This is a genomic window from Bacillus sp. NPDC094064 (assembly GCF_050279585.1).
In the GTDB taxonomy this organism is placed as follows: domain Bacteria; phylum Bacillota; class Bacilli; order Bacillales; family Bacillaceae_G; genus Bacillus_A.
This window is the reverse complement of the sequence record NZ_JBNNUI010000007.1, coordinates 145,223-160,844: the sequence shown is the minus strand read 5'-3', so window position 1 is coordinate 160,844 and position 15,622 is coordinate 145,223. Positions and strand designations below refer to the sequence as shown.

Annotated in this window: 12 protein-coding genes; 2 read left to right on the top strand and 10 right to left on the bottom strand. The window is 36.1% G+C overall.

Going from position 1 to position 15,622, the window contains the following annotated elements:
• Nucleotides 1-8: 8 nt before the first annotated feature.
• The 7 genes from ACQKNI_RS17295 to ACQKNI_RS17265 all read right to left on the bottom strand — a co-directional run bounded on the left by ACQKNI_RS17295 (nt 9) and on the right by ACQKNI_RS17265 (nt 9,546).
• The gene (locus tag ACQKNI_RS17295; RefSeq protein WP_098357022.1) at nt 9-4,013 is read right to left on the bottom strand and encodes an AAA domain-containing protein; all 4,005 of its coding nucleotides are present in this window, start codon (nt 4,011-4,013) and stop codon (nt 9-11) included.
• A 296-nt stretch (nt 4,014-4,309) separates the two neighbouring features.
• Complete coding sequence (locus ACQKNI_RS17290; protein WP_427282526.1) at nt 4,310-4,915, bottom strand: hypothetical protein; 606 nt, start codon at nt 4,913-4,915, stop codon at nt 4,310-4,312.
• A gap of 473 nt (nt 4,916-5,388) precedes the next feature.
• Nucleotides 5,389-5,697, bottom strand: coding sequence for a hypothetical protein (locus tag ACQKNI_RS17285; RefSeq protein ID WP_098357024.1), 309 nt, complete (start codon nt 5,695-5,697; stop codon nt 5,389-5,391).
• Between the two features lie 87 nt (nt 5,698-5,784).
• Complete coding sequence (locus ACQKNI_RS17280) at nt 5,785-6,057, bottom strand: hypothetical protein (protein WP_098252856.1); 273 nt, start codon at nt 6,055-6,057, stop codon at nt 5,785-5,787.
• A gap of 205 nt (nt 6,058-6,262) precedes the next feature.
• Complete coding sequence (locus tag ACQKNI_RS17275; protein ID WP_427282525.1) at nt 6,263-7,240, bottom strand: ornithine cyclodeaminase family protein; 978 nt, start codon at nt 7,238-7,240, stop codon at nt 6,263-6,265.
• Complete coding sequence (locus ACQKNI_RS17270) at nt 7,234-8,469, bottom strand: dicarboxylate/amino acid:cation symporter (RefSeq protein ID WP_088232477.1); 1,236 nt, start codon at nt 8,467-8,469, stop codon at nt 7,234-7,236. Before ACQKNI_RS17270 ends, ACQKNI_RS17275 begins: the two co-directional genes overlap by 7 nt.
• Before the next feature lie 24 nt (nt 8,470-8,493).
• Nucleotides 8,494-9,546 carry a proline racemase family protein gene (locus ACQKNI_RS17265; RefSeq protein ID WP_170933786.1) on the bottom strand — a complete coding sequence of 351 codons (1,053 nt, stop codon included), beginning with the start codon at nt 9,544-9,546 and terminating at the stop codon, nt 8,494-8,496.
• A 151-nt stretch (nt 9,547-9,697) separates the two neighbouring features.
• On the opposite strand from ACQKNI_RS17265, the gene ACQKNI_RS17260 reads away from it, so the two are divergent.
• Nucleotides 9,698-11,077 (top strand): sigma-54 interaction domain-containing protein, encoded by a 1,380-nt coding sequence (locus ACQKNI_RS17260; RefSeq protein ID WP_427282524.1) that lies wholly within the window; start codon nt 9,698-9,700, stop codon nt 11,075-11,077.
• A gap of 231 nt (nt 11,078-11,308) precedes the next feature.
• The gene (locus tag ACQKNI_RS17255; RefSeq protein ID WP_427282523.1) at nt 11,309-12,082 is read left to right on the top strand and encodes a class I SAM-dependent methyltransferase; all 774 of its coding nucleotides are present in this window, start codon (nt 11,309-11,311) and stop codon (nt 12,080-12,082) included.
• Between the two features lie 312 nt (nt 12,083-12,394).
• On the opposite strand, the gene lhgO is transcribed toward ACQKNI_RS17255, so the two are convergent.
• From lhgO to ACQKNI_RS17240, 3 genes are all read right to left on the bottom strand, one after another.
• The gene (lhgO, locus tag ACQKNI_RS17250; RefSeq protein ID WP_098252320.1) at nt 12,395-13,597 is read right to left on the bottom strand and encodes an L-2-hydroxyglutarate oxidase; all 1,203 of its coding nucleotides are present in this window, start codon (nt 13,595-13,597) and stop codon (nt 12,395-12,397) included.
• 58 nt (nt 13,598-13,655) lie between these two features.
• The gene (gene glaH, locus ACQKNI_RS17245) at nt 13,656-14,594 is read right to left on the bottom strand and encodes a glutarate dioxygenase GlaH (protein WP_088232472.1); all 939 of its coding nucleotides are present in this window, start codon (nt 14,592-14,594) and stop codon (nt 13,656-13,658) included.
• Between the two features lie 648 nt (nt 14,595-15,242).
• Entirely contained in the window at nt 15,243-15,596 is a 354-nt protein-coding gene (locus ACQKNI_RS17240) for a DUF3870 domain-containing protein (protein ID WP_088232471.1), read from the bottom strand.
• Nucleotides 15,597-15,622 lie beyond the last annotated feature (26 nt).

Below are 15,622 nucleotides of genomic sequence, written 5' to 3'. Positions count from 1 at the left end.
GTCCTTTCCTATTTCACATAACCTTTATAATCTCTCATACCATTTTTATCCATAACAACTTCTTTTACTTTCGTATACATTTTTTTACTCTCTATGCGCTTCGCCTTTTGTGTGAACATCTTAGAACTCCCTGTAATAACTAGAAGCTCCTTTGCACGTGATAAAGCTACATTTAAACGGCGATAATCATTTAAGAATCCAATGTCATCATTTCTTTTATTATGATTTCGAACGAAACTTGCGATTATAACATCACTTTCCATTCCTTGGAATCTATCCACTGTTCCTATTCTAAATCTTAAATGTGGTAATTCCTTACGATGATCGTCTACAATATGTTTTAATTTCCGGACTTGTTCACCGTAGAAACTAATAATCCCAATTTTCTTCTGCTCGTTTTCGTTAATACGCCCTTCTTTTTTCCCCTTCTCAACCGCCTGATTTATATCCCTTAATACTTCCAAAATAATTTTAATTTCCGCATCATTATAACGACTAGTCATTCCAGCTTCTTGTCTTTCAAAGAATTCTTCTTCATGAGGAATATCAAACCACATAATATGCTGTCCTCGCTTAACATATTCCCCCTCTAACTGATGGTCACGCTGCACATCCGAATTCTCTAACCCGCAGCTTAAACCGTAACTAGTCTTACCACCCTTTCCTTCATAAAACTGAGTGATTGTTTCCATAATATCTTTATGCATACGATACTGAATTCGTAAAGTCGTTTTATATTCATCAGAAAGAGAATTAAATAATCGTTCAAATAAAGGCTCTTTTAAGTATGCCTTTACTTCTTCTTTTTTCGCTTCATCCGGAATTTTCTCTACTACCTCTTCTAATGTTTCTTCCCCTATTAAAGGAGGTAATTGATGGTGATCCCCAACAAGAATAATTTTCTTTCCTTTTAACATCGGCAATAGTAATTCCGGTGGTGTTGCTTTAGAAACTTCATCGATTATAACTACATCAAAATCTGGATACTCTTCCACAAAACTCTTACTCGCAGATTGTACACAAGTGATCCCGATTACATTTGCGTATCTTATATAAAGGTTCTTTATAGCCTTTAAATCATAATCCTTTGCACTATCCAGCATATTCAACCATTCTCTTTTAATAATTAAATGATTATTTAACTCGGTTATTTTATTATGGAACATTTGAATAGCGTCTTCTATTTTCTTCTTTTTTCTCGCTATAGCACGTTTTTCTTTATCCACATCAACCTCACGCAGAGGTTCGAATATTACATTTTCTTTTATTAATTTCTTATGTAATTCCATAATGCTAGACTCTATTTGTACAATAGCATTTTGATTTTCTGTGAAAGTTTCCTTCACATCTAGTAATAATTCTTTATTACGTTGACACTCAATTTCTATTGTTTGTAAAGTTTTTTCTAGACTTTGTTTAAATTCTTTTTCACTTCCTAATTCTTCAAGTTCCTTTTCTTTATTGTTTAATACAATTGTTAAATCTGCTATTGTCAGACTTTCCTCTACACGAATATTATTACTCTTCATTTCAACTAATGCTAAATCGAGTTGCTTCAAGTCTCTCTCTATTATTTCCAAATTAGATTCCAATTCATTAACTTCATTAGAAATTTCTGACATTCTACATTTATAGTAATCCACTAATTTGTTTCTGATTTCATTTACAAATTCAGGTAACTGTTTTTGTAAATCTACGAATTCCCGTAATTGTTTCTCCTTCTCTTTAATTTCTATTGAAAGAAAACTTCTTATTTCCATCCCTTCACGATATTCTAAAATTAATTTCTCAATTTTTTCCGGACGTTTTCCCTTTAGTTTTGAAAAAAGAGTCTCCCACATATTTGGTGTATTAAAGGCAAGTATACTAGTACCCAACTGAGAAATACGTCGCTCTACATCTTTGAAATTTACTTGCTCATATCCCTGAGAAATCTCTCTAGCTAATTTGATATCATAATTATATTTCGCTAAAATTCCCTCTTGTTTATTTATAATAGAATCGAGCTGTTTCACAACATCTACAGATTTTTTTATCTCCTTATCTAATCTCTCTTGATCCAATTCACCATCATGTCTCATGTTCAAATAGTTATTTATTTTCTTTTGTAATTGTAGGATTTCTACTGAATTTAAGTCTCTTTTTCTTATTCTTCGTCCATTAATAAAATCATTTAATTGCATGTACACCATATTTTTTGCTTCAGAAACAAATCTTCCAACTTCTAAGTAATCCGCTTGCAATGTACTTAATCGCGATTCTACTATTTCATGTTGAATTTGAGTCCGTTCAAATAACTCCTGCTTCTCCACAAAAATAATTTTTTCATTTATTTTTTTCATTTCCCCCTTCAATTGTTCTTTTTTATTTTTCCATACATTTTCTTCAGACCAATTTTCAAGCATTTCTCTAATGTGCTGTATTTCTTTCTCATCATTTATTAACCTTTTTTCAATTCCCACTCTTCGTTTTTCTACTTTTCTTTGAGTATGCTGATAAGAATCAAGTTGAACATCATATCGAGACAATTCTTCTTCTAACCGCTGAATACACTCTTCTATAGATGGCTTCTGTTTAATGAACTCTAATCTCTCTTCATTTAACTTAATATCATTATTATTCAATTTAATTAATTCTTTAACCTCATGAACCTTTTTATCTATTTCAATAATATCTTGCTCTATGTGATCCTTTGTTTGCGCTTTCCAAGTCTCAGCGATATTCTCTTCGATATATTTTTTTCCTTCTTCTTCAATCGTTTGCGTTCGTCCCTTTCTAAGAATACGAACTTTAGGATGATCTAACAATTTACTTAAAGCATTATCAACAGCAAGGTTTGATTGTGAAGCAATAAGGGTTCTCAATCCTCTTTCAGCATTTTGATAACAAATTTCTGCTATTACTGTTGTTTTCCCAGTACCTGGTGGACCTTGAATTAAATAGATGTCTTCAGCAGCTAATGCCCCTCTCACAGCCTCAATCTGATATTTATTTAAATTCTCTTGGATTGCTTCAGTGAATTCAAAATGATGTATATTCCCTGTTGTCTCCTTTACAGGATCCTCGTCAAACAAAAGATTTTCTAAATTCGGATTTTGCGCTAAACCATTTTGTAAATCCCTAAATCCATTTCTTAAACGCCTCGCTTGTGCTAATTCACCATAATTACTAATATGTACTTGTCCAGATGAAACAGGGGACCATTTATTTTGCCGCGCATATTCAACATAATCCTCATCTAGTTCAATTTCTACTAAATCCTTTTCAAAAATAAAGCGTCTTACTCTTCCAACCGTCTCTTCTGTTTCTTCTGTAAGATCTTCCCCAAAAATAAACTTTGCTGTTGCACTTCTTAATTTTTTATTACCGACTTTTTCTCGTAAGTCCGGACAATGTATTACCAGTTCCCTTAAATTCTCAGTTAACTTCGCCGAACTAAAATCCATTAGTACTTCTTCTTGCTCAGCTCGATTTACTATCATATCTAAGTAAATTTCCCAGCTTTCTAAACGTCGTTTCACAAGCTTAGATTGCTCTCTAGCGATCGGTAATAATTTTATTTCTTCAATAATTTCAGCGGGTAGTGATTGTCTACTAGATTCGTTTACAAAAAAACGAACTTGTGTAGTAAGCCTTCTATTATTTGCTTGTCCAACTCCCTTTGGCAACAACTTAGCAGCTATAATTAACAAGCCATCTTTCTTTATTACTCCATAAAAGTTTAATGCTTTATCTTTAGAATACGCTTCCATCTTTTCGTTCTTAGAGGTATCAAAATGAAGATCTATATACATCTCCTCTTCATCTTGTCCACTAGCTTTTTCAAAATGAACTAGAAATGTATCTTGAGATGCAAGCAACGCTTTCACTAGTTCTTTTTGTTCACGCCAGGATGTTTCTTCAATCTTATAACCAAGCAGTTTGGTAATATGCTCCAAAGCTTTGTTTGTAAAGTTTATATAGCAAGGATATACTGTTTTTTCATCTACTTTATTTGTAATTATTTGATTCATATTAATACTATCTCCCTCTACTTTCTAAAATGAATTCTACTGTATTTTTATATATCGCAAAAGCAATTCCTAATCCACTCACAAAAATATCCGTATCGCTGCTATAGAGGAATATCATGAAGAATCAGTCTAAAAAAGAAAAGGGCTTGTATCAAAAGTCCTTCGCTAGAAATTATATTGATACAAACCATAGCTACGTTACTTCAGCTTATTATTGCTCTATAAAATATTATAATGTATTCCCCCTGTTACTAAAATATAAAAAAATGGAAAAAATCTCTCCATTATCTTTATTATCAATTAATCGTTAGGGTAATTGTAGAATTACCTTGAACTTCAATATTAACCGTACTTATATTGTTCAAACTCTCTAACTTCTCTGATGGTACTATACAAGTTGTATCTTCAATATACTTCTCTTGATAGGAATGTATCGAAATACTACTAGTAGGCTTAGGAAACATTAAATCTACCCTACACTTTTCTTCTCCATATAATTTTCCAGCATCAACATACGTATCCTCCCAACAATATACTGTTTCAGTTCCTGATACGTATGCAACAATACACCTTTCCTTGAAGAAAACCCCTCCTAAAATGCAATCCGCTCTTTCAACAAAGTACCCATGTTCATTTTCCATCGCTATACCAATATCACTTCCATATAACCATTCTGCAACTTCTTCAACCTTCCATGCTTTCGGAAAAACAACGGATGCTACAACCAAACGACTACCGAAACATATAACCTTTACATAAAACCCGTTGATACCAATTAAATACGCATGATCTACGTTCAATTCTCGATAAGATTCTATGATGCAATATTCATAATAGTCTTCTGAAATTAACAAACGTTTTATCATTTCATGATTCTCTATTTTATTAAAGTCCTTCTCCATACAAGATACCCCCGCTTTTGTTATCGTATATAATTACATTCGTTATTTTATATGATAACAAAAATTATGTCCATACCCTTTATTTTTTGTTTTTTATTCACTGGCGCTTAAAGTCAATTTCCCTTCAACTAAAAAGGATCTATAAACAAATGTTTATAGATCCTTTTTCAAAAATTCATTATTTTTTTGTACTATACTAATCCTGTTTATTAGCCCTTTTTTACAAATAGAATAACTACCCTCTGTATTAAACAAAAAACTATTAAATTAACTTTTCACTATATATTCTACATTCTTATCCATTAACAAAATTGGATTATATTCTCACTCCATTAAACTAAAGCTAAACTTTTCTGAATTTCCTCCCTCTCTTTTTTATATTTTATATTCTCTATTCCATATTTTTCTGTGTCATCTCAGTTCATATAAGGGTTTTATTATTAGGAGGATTAGAATACGAGCATAATCGTATTCTAATCCCTTATAGCTTCTAGTCCTTCTCTCTTGAAACTATGTACTCTAACGAATAAAAAGCTCTCTTTCGCTTCAATCATTAACTCTAACTTCATATTATCCTGCTGGATATATAAAATCCCCACTCCCTCGGATTTTTCCTGCAAGCGACTTCCTGCCATCATGGAATCTAATCCATATCGATTTAAACGATAGAGACTATCCAATAACTCCAGCTTCGCTCGCTTAGAATGCGCAGCATTTAACAATTTTACAAAATCCTTATCAAACACCAAATTCGGATATTCTGTAATAACAACATAATTCATTAGAAACTCCCCCTATATGTACTTTTCAATGATCGACAGAAACAATTTATTTTTATACAGATTAATATTAATAAAAATGCATATAATTTACTTACTTTTCGGTTTAATTTGGACTTCCAAATCTAGTACATTTAATACTTTAAGCAATGTATCAATATTATAATTCTCTCCAGAAGTAATACGAGCTATTTGCGGAAAGCTCATGCCCTCAATCTTATCTGCTGCCTTTCGTAATGATAGACGCTTATTATGCATCCCTTCACGCACAGCTTCTGCAATTACTTGTTTAGGGACAGTTATATAATAGTACTCATCTGGAATTTCTATAACTTCTGATATATCATATTTTTCATTAGTCAACGATCTACTCACCTCCAAGGTTCGTTATCATATAACATAACATCCGGATTAAATCCTAGTCAACCACTCCTTCTAATATACCCTGCATATAAATGGTATCATTCGTATTTTCTAATTTATCTAACTCTCTGCGAATCGCATGTACCTATACTTAAAATACCAACCAATCCACTACTACAAAAAAAGACCACCAAAAGGCAGTCCCTCAAAACTCAAGTACAGTCCCAATCCCTTGCTCCACCGCTTTCTCATACAAATACTTCGCAACGATAATATCCACTACCGCCAAACCAACTGATTTGAAAATAGTAATCTCTTCATCGTTCTCTCTACCAGCTTTTTCTCCACTTATAATTTGACCAAGTTCGGCGTGGATGTCACTAGCTTTAAATACACCTTCGTTTATCGGCACTTGAAGGTCACCTGTTTCTTCTAGTGCTGCTTCTTTTGATTCGACTACTACTTTGTTTGCGCTTGTAATGGCGTGGGATGGTAGTTCTTGCATGCTTGGCCTAAATGAGCCGACGGCGTTTATGTGTACGCCTTTTTTTAGTTTTTCTGAGAAGACTGGTGTGGATGCATTCGTAGTTGTGACGATGATGTCTGCTTCGCTTATTGCTTCATTTGGGTCCCTGTAAACGTAAGCCGGTTTGCTGAATTTCTCTTGTATATATTGCGCAAATGCATACGCTTTTTCTTCTGTTCGGTTGTATAAATTGATTTTTTCGATGTCCCTAACGGCGAGTACAGCTTCAGTGATTCCTTTCGCTTGTTCACCGGTGCCGATGATACATAGAGTTTTTGCGTTATGACGAGCTAAATGTTTTGTCGCTACGCCTGATAAGGCGCCTGTTCGGATCATCGTTAAGTACGATCCTTCTAAAAGGGCGAGTGGTTCTCCCGTTTGAAAGTCTGATAGCATCACAATCCCGTTTATCGTTTTCTTTCCTATCTTCTTGTTCTGCGGAACTACTGTTACTACTTTTAAACCGAGCGCTTCAAGTCCTTCTGCGACTGAAGGCATAATTAATGCGGTATTTTGTTCACTTGCAAATGGTAATGAGCCGCGTATTGGTGTGATCGTTCTTTCTGCGGAAAATTCTTGTAAAGCAAGCGCCGCGTATTCAATGACTTCGTTCATATTTACTAAGTTTCTTTGTTCGTTCGCGCTTATGACTAGCATATTTGTTCACCCTTTCCTATATTCTTCTCCTCACTTTGTACTATATTTTCATTCACAACCTGCGCTCCTACTAAGTCACCTGTAATATTCACGACAGTATGCCCCATATCAACGAGCGGAGAAACAGCCGCAATGATTGGGATAATCGTTAGTGGGAGCCCTAGTGTAGAAAGTAAAATAGTCGCAGTAATAACGTCTGCACCTTTTACTCCGGCACAGCCCGCAGCAAGGACGATTCCTAAAAATACAGTTTGCATAATAAGCCCAAATGTAATTGGAATCCCGTATACATTTAATGCGAAAACGGCTAAAACACCGAGCGCTGCTGATAGTCCGTTCATATTAATAGTAGCTCCAAGCGGAATAGTGAAGCCAGCTACTGACTCTGATATACGAAGTCTTTTTTGCGCCACTTCCATCGTTACTGGAAGCGTTGCGCTGCTCGATGTCGTACTTGCAGCTACGAGCATAGCTGGACTTGCTTGCTTATAAAAATGTACTGGACTTATCTTCCCGAAAACTTTTAATACAATTGGATACATAACGAGAATGATAAGTAACAATGACAAATAATCAGCTACTACATAGCTAACAACCGCCGTAAGCATATCTGCTCCAAATGTGCCAACTACATGAGCAATTAACGCCATAATTCCGTACGGTGCAAATCCAATAACGATTTCCGCAATTTTAATCATTATTTTCGCACCTTCATGAACTAGTTTACGAGTCCCTTTCGCTTGATCGCCAAGAAGAATGAGGGCCATACCGACAAAAATAGCAAAGATAATAATTTGAAGCATGCTTGTTTCTGCACCTGCTTGAATGACGTTGGAAGGAAACCATTGCACAATATTATCTACAAAACTAAACTTCTCCTCTTTAAAATTCTGCCCGCTCGCAAGAAGACCTTCTACCCCTTTACCAGGGTTGATAATATAAGCGATTACTACACCAATACTAGTTGCTAATACCGCCGTAACTGCATAGTAAATAAAAATCCTCCCGCCAATCGCTCGTAACATTTTCGGATTTTCAAGCCCAGCAATACCTGAGACAATACTTAAAAAAGTTAAAGGAACGATGATCATTTGTAATAAACGAATAAATATATCCCCAATCGGTTTTAAAACAGCTACTTTCGGTCCAAATGCTACCCCTAAAGCAATACCGATTAATGCCCCTATCAAAATTTTCACAGGTAACTTTTGTTTTCTCCACCACTTCATCCAAAGGCCCCCTTTAAGAAAACATTAAGCTAACAAAAACCCACGCTTCAAATCATCCCTCGGATCTACAACAAACTGATGAAATCCTGTAATAAATGCATTCCCCGTTACTTTTGGAACGACAGCTTCATATGTATCTACCGCTGTTACTGACAATACTTCTCCCTCGAATTTCCCGTCAGTAATGCATTCATGAATGAAAATTTCTCCTTTTTGCAGAGCGTCTTTTTCAAAAAGAGTTGCGATTCTTGCGGAAGTTCCTGTGCCGCAAGGAGAGCGGTCTACTTGCCCATCAGCGAAAATCGTTACGTTTCTTAAAGTAGCGTCTTTTCCTTTCGGTTCATCTGAAAAAATGACGCCGTATATTCCTTTTAAATCTTCTTCCAGTGGATGTTTTACTTCCATTTGGCTTTCAATGTAGTGCTTAATTTTACCGCCCCATGCTTGAATGGCAGATAAGTCTTTGAAATCAACTTTCAAACCAAATTCTTTACTGTCTACTACCGCATAAAATGCTCCGCCAAACGCGATATCTACTTGAAACTCATAGTTATCTATTTTAATAGGAACGTCTTTTTTATATACGAACGAAGGAACGTTTTCAAATGATACGGACTCTACTTCGCTCCCATTATATTTTGCGTACGCAATAACTTCCCCAGCAGGGCTATCAATAATGAACTTTTGTTTCTCACCTGTTACTTCAAACATACCTGTTTCAATTCCAACTGTAATAACAGCGATAATACCGTGACCACACATCGTACTCCAGCCTTCATTGTGCATAAATAATACGCCAAAATCAGCGTGAGCACTTGCAGGCGGTGTAATGATACAACCGTACATGCCGTGATGTCCTCTCGGTTCATACATAAGAACCTCGCGAAGATGATCCAAATGTTCCATACAGTATGCACGTCTTTCTAACTGCGTTTCTCCCTTTATCTCTGGCACGCCACCCGTAATAATTCGAAGTGGTTCCCCAGCTACGTGTGCATCAATTGTTGTGTATATTTTACTAACCTTCATTTCTATCTCTCCCCTATATGTTGATACTATTTTCTTTGCAAGTATCATGCCAAATTGTAAAGCGTTAATTTGTTTACATTTTTCTGAAAAAGGTGTATCCTTTTGGCAACAAATCTGTATACTACTGTCTACTTTTTTATAAAATCAGTAGGGATTTTCAGTCCGCAAATAGCAGGATAAATTCTTTGGAGGCCATGTTATGAAACAATTTGATAACTTCGCAGTTCCAACGTTGCATACACTCCTCTCTTACGTGGAAGAAGCGATTTCTATCGTAAATACAGAAGGAGTTATGTTGTACTGGAATGAGGCAGCAGAAAAAATGTATGACATTAAAAAGGAAGATATTATCGGTAGAAATGTGCAAGAGTTCTTTTCAAAAGAAGATATTATGAATTTAAAAGTTCTTGAGAGCGGGCAACCGGTCCGGGATATTTATCACCTTCCTCTGCCAGATAAGCACGTATTAATTAGTACGACTCCTATTTATAACGACGACAACGAATTAGTTGGTTCTATGTCTGTAGAAAGAGATATTACTACGACGATTAAGTTAAATGAAAAATTATCCTCTACTTCTGAAGAATTACAGCAATTAAAGCAAATGATTCAACATCAGCAAGATGACCCCTTCAGCACGATTAAAGGAAATAACGCAACACTTCAGCACATTATCCACAACATGAAAAAGGTAGCAAAAACTGATGCGACGATTTTAATTACAGGAGAAAGCGGTGTTGGGAAAGAACTCTTTGCCCAGGCCATTCACGAAGCCAGCCTTAGAAGCAAGCAACCTTTTATCCCAATTAATTGTGGCGCTATTCCTGCCGCTCTCTTTGAAAGTGAATTATTCGGCTATGAATCAGGAGCGTACACAGGAGCCGCTAAAGGCGGAAAAGCAGGAAAGCTAGAATTAGCAAATGGCGGCACTTTATTTTTAGATGAAGTAGGAGAACTCCCGCTTGATATGCAAGTGAAACTACTTCGTGCTTTACAAGAAAAAGAGATTTACCGAATTGGCGGACAAACGCCGAAAAAGATAAACGTAAGAATTATTGCCGCAACGAATCGTATGTTAGAAGATATGGTGCTGAGCGGGACATTTCGATCTGATTTATTTTATAGATTAAATGTCTTCACAGCGCATATCCCGCCGCTAAGAGAACGAACGGACGATATTTCCTTTTTAACTCATCATTTCTTAAAAGAATTTTCTTTTAAATATAACAAGCCCGCTCCTTTCGTTCATCAAGAAGCAATGAATCAACTACACACATATTTTTGGCCGGGTAATATTCGCGAACTGCGCAATATAATAGAAAGATTAATTGTCCTTCATGACGGGAAAGAAATACGGGAAGCGAACATTTCACAACTATTGCCGTTGCAGAAGCCTGTCCATCATACAGAGCGTTCACTCACTGATGAGAAAAAGAGCTTGGAGAAAACTAGAATTATACAAGCTCTCGAAGACACGTACGGAAACAAAAGCATCGCTGCGAAAAAGTTAGGCATGTCCCGGGCTAATTTATATAAGAAGCTGAAGAAGTATGGGATTACTTATGAAGTAGAGCGATAATCAGCGGTGTATATGTATGTTCATAAGCCAATGAAAAGGTCATTTATTCATTGTGGAATTCAAGCTACATATTCGTTCTTGGGAGGTGCTGTGACAGATCTCTTCTGAAATAATTGGATATTCATATTAAGATTATGATTATGAAGTCATATACTTAAACTATAGGACAGGATTATTGATTTCCTATATAATTGTAGCAAACAAAAGATAGGTTATTTAAGGATGGCTCATATGTTGAAAACAAAAACGAAATATCAAACTTGGATACGAATTTACAAACTAATTATTTTTTTGGTTATTTCACTCATTCTTCTCTCGGTAACATTATTACCTGTTAATGTATATTTGCGAATCCTATCAGGTATTTTCACGTTACCTTTTATTTATATAGCATTTATACTTTCTTATTCAGTTTACCAATTTGCAGCATTTGGAGGGAATTATCAGTCAAAAATACATGATTTAATTGTTGCCAAGGTGAATTGGGATGGAAAAGGAAAAATACTAGATATAGGAACCGGTAGTGGTTCACTAATTATTAAACTGGCAAAGACTTTTCCTAAGTCCCTTCTAACTGGAATTGATTATTGGGGTGGAAATTGGGAATACTCCAAATCTAAGTGCCAACAAAATGCTGAAATAGAAGGGGTCTCTAATAGAATTGATTTTCTGAAAGCAAGTGCTGCCGAACTCCCTTTTACTGATAATGAATTTGATATAATTGTAAGCTGTCTAACATTTCATGAAGTAAAAGATGAAGAAAATAAAATTGAAGTAATGAAAGAGGCTTTAAGAGTGTTAAAACCTGGTGGTGAATTTGTTTTCTTAGATTTGTTTATGGATGAAAAAATATTTGGAGATGAGAAAGAGCTCTTACACGTCTTAAAGAAATATGGTGTATCTGACTTGAATAGCTACAAGCTTGCTGAAGAAATGGAGTTACCAAAACTCTTATTAAACAAAAAGGTATTAGGAAATGCAATGATTTTGAGCGGAAGGAAATAAGAATGCCCGTATAATAGCGCGGACTTCTCTATTATACGGGCAACTACTTAACTTAACAAAGTGAGGTAGCTTTATTTCAAATCCATACAAACTATTATTTAGGCATTAACGAACATTAATGGTAGAAACATACGCATTCCCAACACTCCCGCAAAAATATATCAGCGATTATTCAATTATATCGGCCGTAACTTCGAATATATCGGCGATTCGACACAACTTATCGACCAACCGACAAATTCCGCACGTTTACGCTCGGTAACCACCAACCAATCCCACACCCGGTACACCCGAGGACACCCAATCTATCCATCAAACCCTAACCGCCACCACATCCGGCACTTGCTTCGCAATTTCCTCACCAATCTTTATACTAGCTGTTGCGGCCGGGGATGGTGCATTGCAAATATGCAGCGAATTGATGCCAGGGATGATGCAGAAGTCATCTACCATGTTTCCGTTTGATAAGATGGCTTGTGCCCTTACGCCTGCATGCGTTGGGACGATGTCTTTTTCTGTTAGTTCTGGTATGAGGCGCTGCAAGCTTTTTAGGAATGATTGTTTACTGAATGAGCGCACCATTTCTTTTATGCCTTCTTTCATGTTTGGCATTGCCATTTTCCAGAAGCCTGTGTATGTCATTGTTTCCATGAAGTCTTTTATGTCGAAGTCTTTTTTCGTGTAGCCTTCACGCTTGAAGCTTAATACTGCGTTCGGTCCCGCATGTACGTCTCCGTTTATCATTCTTGTAAAGTGAACACCTAGAAACGGGAATTCTGGGTTTGGAACGGGATAGATTAAATGTTTTACGAGATGGCGTTTTTCCGGGACAAGTTCATAATACTCACCACGGAACGGAACGATTTTCATATCCGTTAATATGCCTGTCTTTTTCGCAATACGATCACTATGTAATCCAGCGCAGTTAATGAGAAATTTCGTTTTAAATGTACCTTTGTTCGTCTCAATTGTGACAAGGTCTTTCTTTTCCGTAATACGCTCTGCGGCTGTTCCTAAGTGTACTTCACCGCCGCTTTCCTCTATGAAGCGCGCAAATGCATAACTGACTCCTTTATAATCCGCAATCCCGCAAGACGGAACACGAATGGCGCCTAGTCCTTTTACATGAGGTTCAATTTCAGCTAATTCTTCCTTATCTATTTTTAAAATATGTAAATCGTTTTGTAAGCCTCTTTCGTATAAGTTATGTAAAAGAGGAAGTTCTTCTTTTTCTGTCGCGACAATTACTTTTCCGCACATGTCATAAGCGATGTCATTTTCTTCACAAAATTGGACCATCGCTGCATTTCCTTCTTTCGCAAACTTCGCTTTATAACTCCCTGGTTTATAGTAAATGCCAGAGTGAATGACACCGCTATTATGTCCTGTTTGATGATGCGCTAGTTCCTTTTCTTTTTCAATGATTGCGATTTTTGCATGTGGGAATTTTTTCGTTAAAGCCATTCCCGTTGAAAGACCAACGATTCCTCCGCCAATAATTATAAAGTCATACATCCTACTTCCCCCTTAATAGTGTAAAAGGCAGGTCTCTTTGAAAGACCCGCCGTACATATTATTTAGAAAAACAACCGCGCTGACGCATGAGTTCTCTATATAAATCTTTATTCTTTTCGAATGCCGCTCTACCGTGCATCCAAAATAAGTTGTTTAAAAGAACTAAATCACCAACTGGTAATTTTAATGCGTGTGTTGCCGGTGAGTTTTCAACTGAATACGATAAATCTTTTAGATAGTTCGCTTGTTCAATATTATCTGGATACGCGAACTGATCAATAAAGCAAATGCACGGTGCGTTGTTTACATCAAAAAATGTTTCACGATACACGATTTCTTGCGAATTTTTACTTGGTGGTGCTTTATACGTAACTTTAACAGATGCAAGCGAATGATCTCTAAATTTCTGAAGATCTTCCCAATCGTCTAAATGTAGTAAACGGGATTCCCCTCCTACCGCATTTTGCTCTTCAATTTTCATCATAAGAAGCCAGTCAGTTGGCTCATCAACGAATGTTCCATCTGTATGAAGTGTAAATAATCGGTACGCTTGACGAAGATACGAATCACTACTATCCGTATCTTTCACATTAAATCTAGCATAATACGTTCCTGTCATCGCATCAAAGTTTGGCGTTCCAATTAAATGCGTTAACGCTGTCGCAAATTTCACGTAATCTGCTGGATCTATCGTTTCACCTTGTACTCCAATTGTAAATCCGCCCGTTTCACGGTCATGAATAATGCCGCGAATGTTATCCATAAATGATTGCCCAAAAATCTTTCTCATACTATCCGCAAGATTAAACCGAGAATACGGAATGTACTGGAGTGACTGCTCTGAATGCTCTTTTACCTCTTCAAAAAACTGCTTAAGCAATTGCTGGTTTAATACGATATGATATAAACGTTTATGTTCCGGATGAGGAACAATTTCATATCCCTCATATTTTTTTGCAAACTTCATCTTCGCACTTTGTTCTGTAATAATCGACATTTCAATTCCTCCCTAAATGAAATATGAAGAACGTATTGACGCTTTTTACAGACAGTTATCCTTATCTTCTTATGCTGAGATCCGGTCTTACTGCCCTAACAACGAAAAAGCCAGTCATACATATCCGCGACAAAACAATCGCAGATACATACAACTGGCTCATAATTACGAATGTTCTTTAATCTCTTAAAGTACAATAATAATAGACAGTTCATATGAAAATATGTGTAACACAGGAAAACAAGATCGGGTTTAGAGAAGGCTAATTTCTCGAATGGATCTTATTAATTAAATAATAATTCAAAATATTCTAACTGTCAATTTATTTTTTCTTATTTTCTCGACATGCTTTACACATTTTACAAATTCCTTTACTTTCCGCACATCCTCTTTTTTTCGTCTCTTGTTTTACAACTTGTACATCATTTAACTTTTTCATATTCCTTGCCTCCTCAATAAAATAAGCCAGTCGTATCCCGTTAACGGAAATACAACTGGCTCTTGTTTATGGTGATAAAGTGAAACTTTGATCAGTGGGGACGTAGTTCATTCCCACTGATCATTAGTTTCACCAATCGGGCATTTATGGGCAGTTGATCTCCCGTGGAGATCTTACTGCGCGTTAATGCGGGATAAACTAGACAGTTTTTATGGTGTTGTTTCCTCGTACTCTCCCTCGAGCTGTTCATCATTTAAATAACTTACATATTGGCGATGTAAATCTTTTACTGCACTGACGATAGCATTTTGCGCTTTTCCTTGATAATGATCTGTAATATCTTGCACGATTTCTTCAATACCATCTCGTAAACTATGTCCTCTCAAAATTTGAGCGACGAAGTCTCTACCATGCTCTGTCGCAAGCGTACATGACGCTTCAATAATGACATGATATTTATGATCTGCCTCAATTGTAATTGTTAATGTTTCATACATGCTGCGAACAGCCATACCTTTCGGAAGCCTAGAGTGTCCTGCCATAAAAAATGTCCCTTTACGCATATTGCATCCTCCATTACTATGTTTTT

Excerpts from the sequence above, each read along its gene's own strand:
- ACQKNI_RS17260 (WP_427282524.1), top strand. The coding sequence starts at position 9,698 with ATGAAACAATTTGATAACTTCGCAGTTCCAACGTTGCATACACTCCTC.
- ACQKNI_RS17240 (WP_088232471.1), bottom strand. The coding sequence starts at position 15,596 with ATGCGTAAAGGGACATTTTTTATGGCAGGACACTCTAGGCTTCCGAAA.
- ACQKNI_RS17270 (WP_088232477.1), bottom strand. The coding sequence starts at position 8,469 with ATGAAGTGGTGGAGAAAACAAAAGTTACCTGTGAAAATTTTGATAGGG.
- ACQKNI_RS17295 (WP_098357022.1), bottom strand. The coding sequence starts at position 4,013 with ATGAATCAAATAATTACAAATAAAGTAGATGAAAAAACAGTATATCCT.
- ACQKNI_RS17255 (WP_427282523.1), top strand. The coding sequence starts at position 11,309 with ATGTTGAAAACAAAAACGAAATATCAAACTTGGATACGAATTTACAAA.
- lhgO (WP_098252320.1), bottom strand. The coding sequence starts at position 13,597 with ATGTATGACTTTATAATTATTGGCGGAGGAATCGTTGGTCTTTCAACG.
- ACQKNI_RS17275 (WP_427282525.1), bottom strand. The coding sequence starts at position 7,240 with ATGCTAGTCATAAGCGCGAACGAACAAAGAAACTTAGTAAATATGAAC.
- ACQKNI_RS17290 (WP_427282526.1), bottom strand. The coding sequence starts at position 4,915 with ATGGAGAAGGACTTTAATAAAATAGAGAATCATGAAATGATAAAACGT.
- ACQKNI_RS17265 (WP_170933786.1), bottom strand. The coding sequence starts at position 9,546 with ATGATACTTGCAAAGAAAATAGTATCAACATATAGGGGAGAGATAGAA.
- ACQKNI_RS17285 (WP_098357024.1), bottom strand. The coding sequence starts at position 5,697 with ATGAATTATGTTGTTATTACAGAATATCCGAATTTGGTGTTTGATAAG.
- glaH (WP_088232472.1), bottom strand. The coding sequence starts at position 14,594 with ATGTCGATTATTACAGAACAAAGTGCGAAGATGAAGTTTGCAAAAAAA.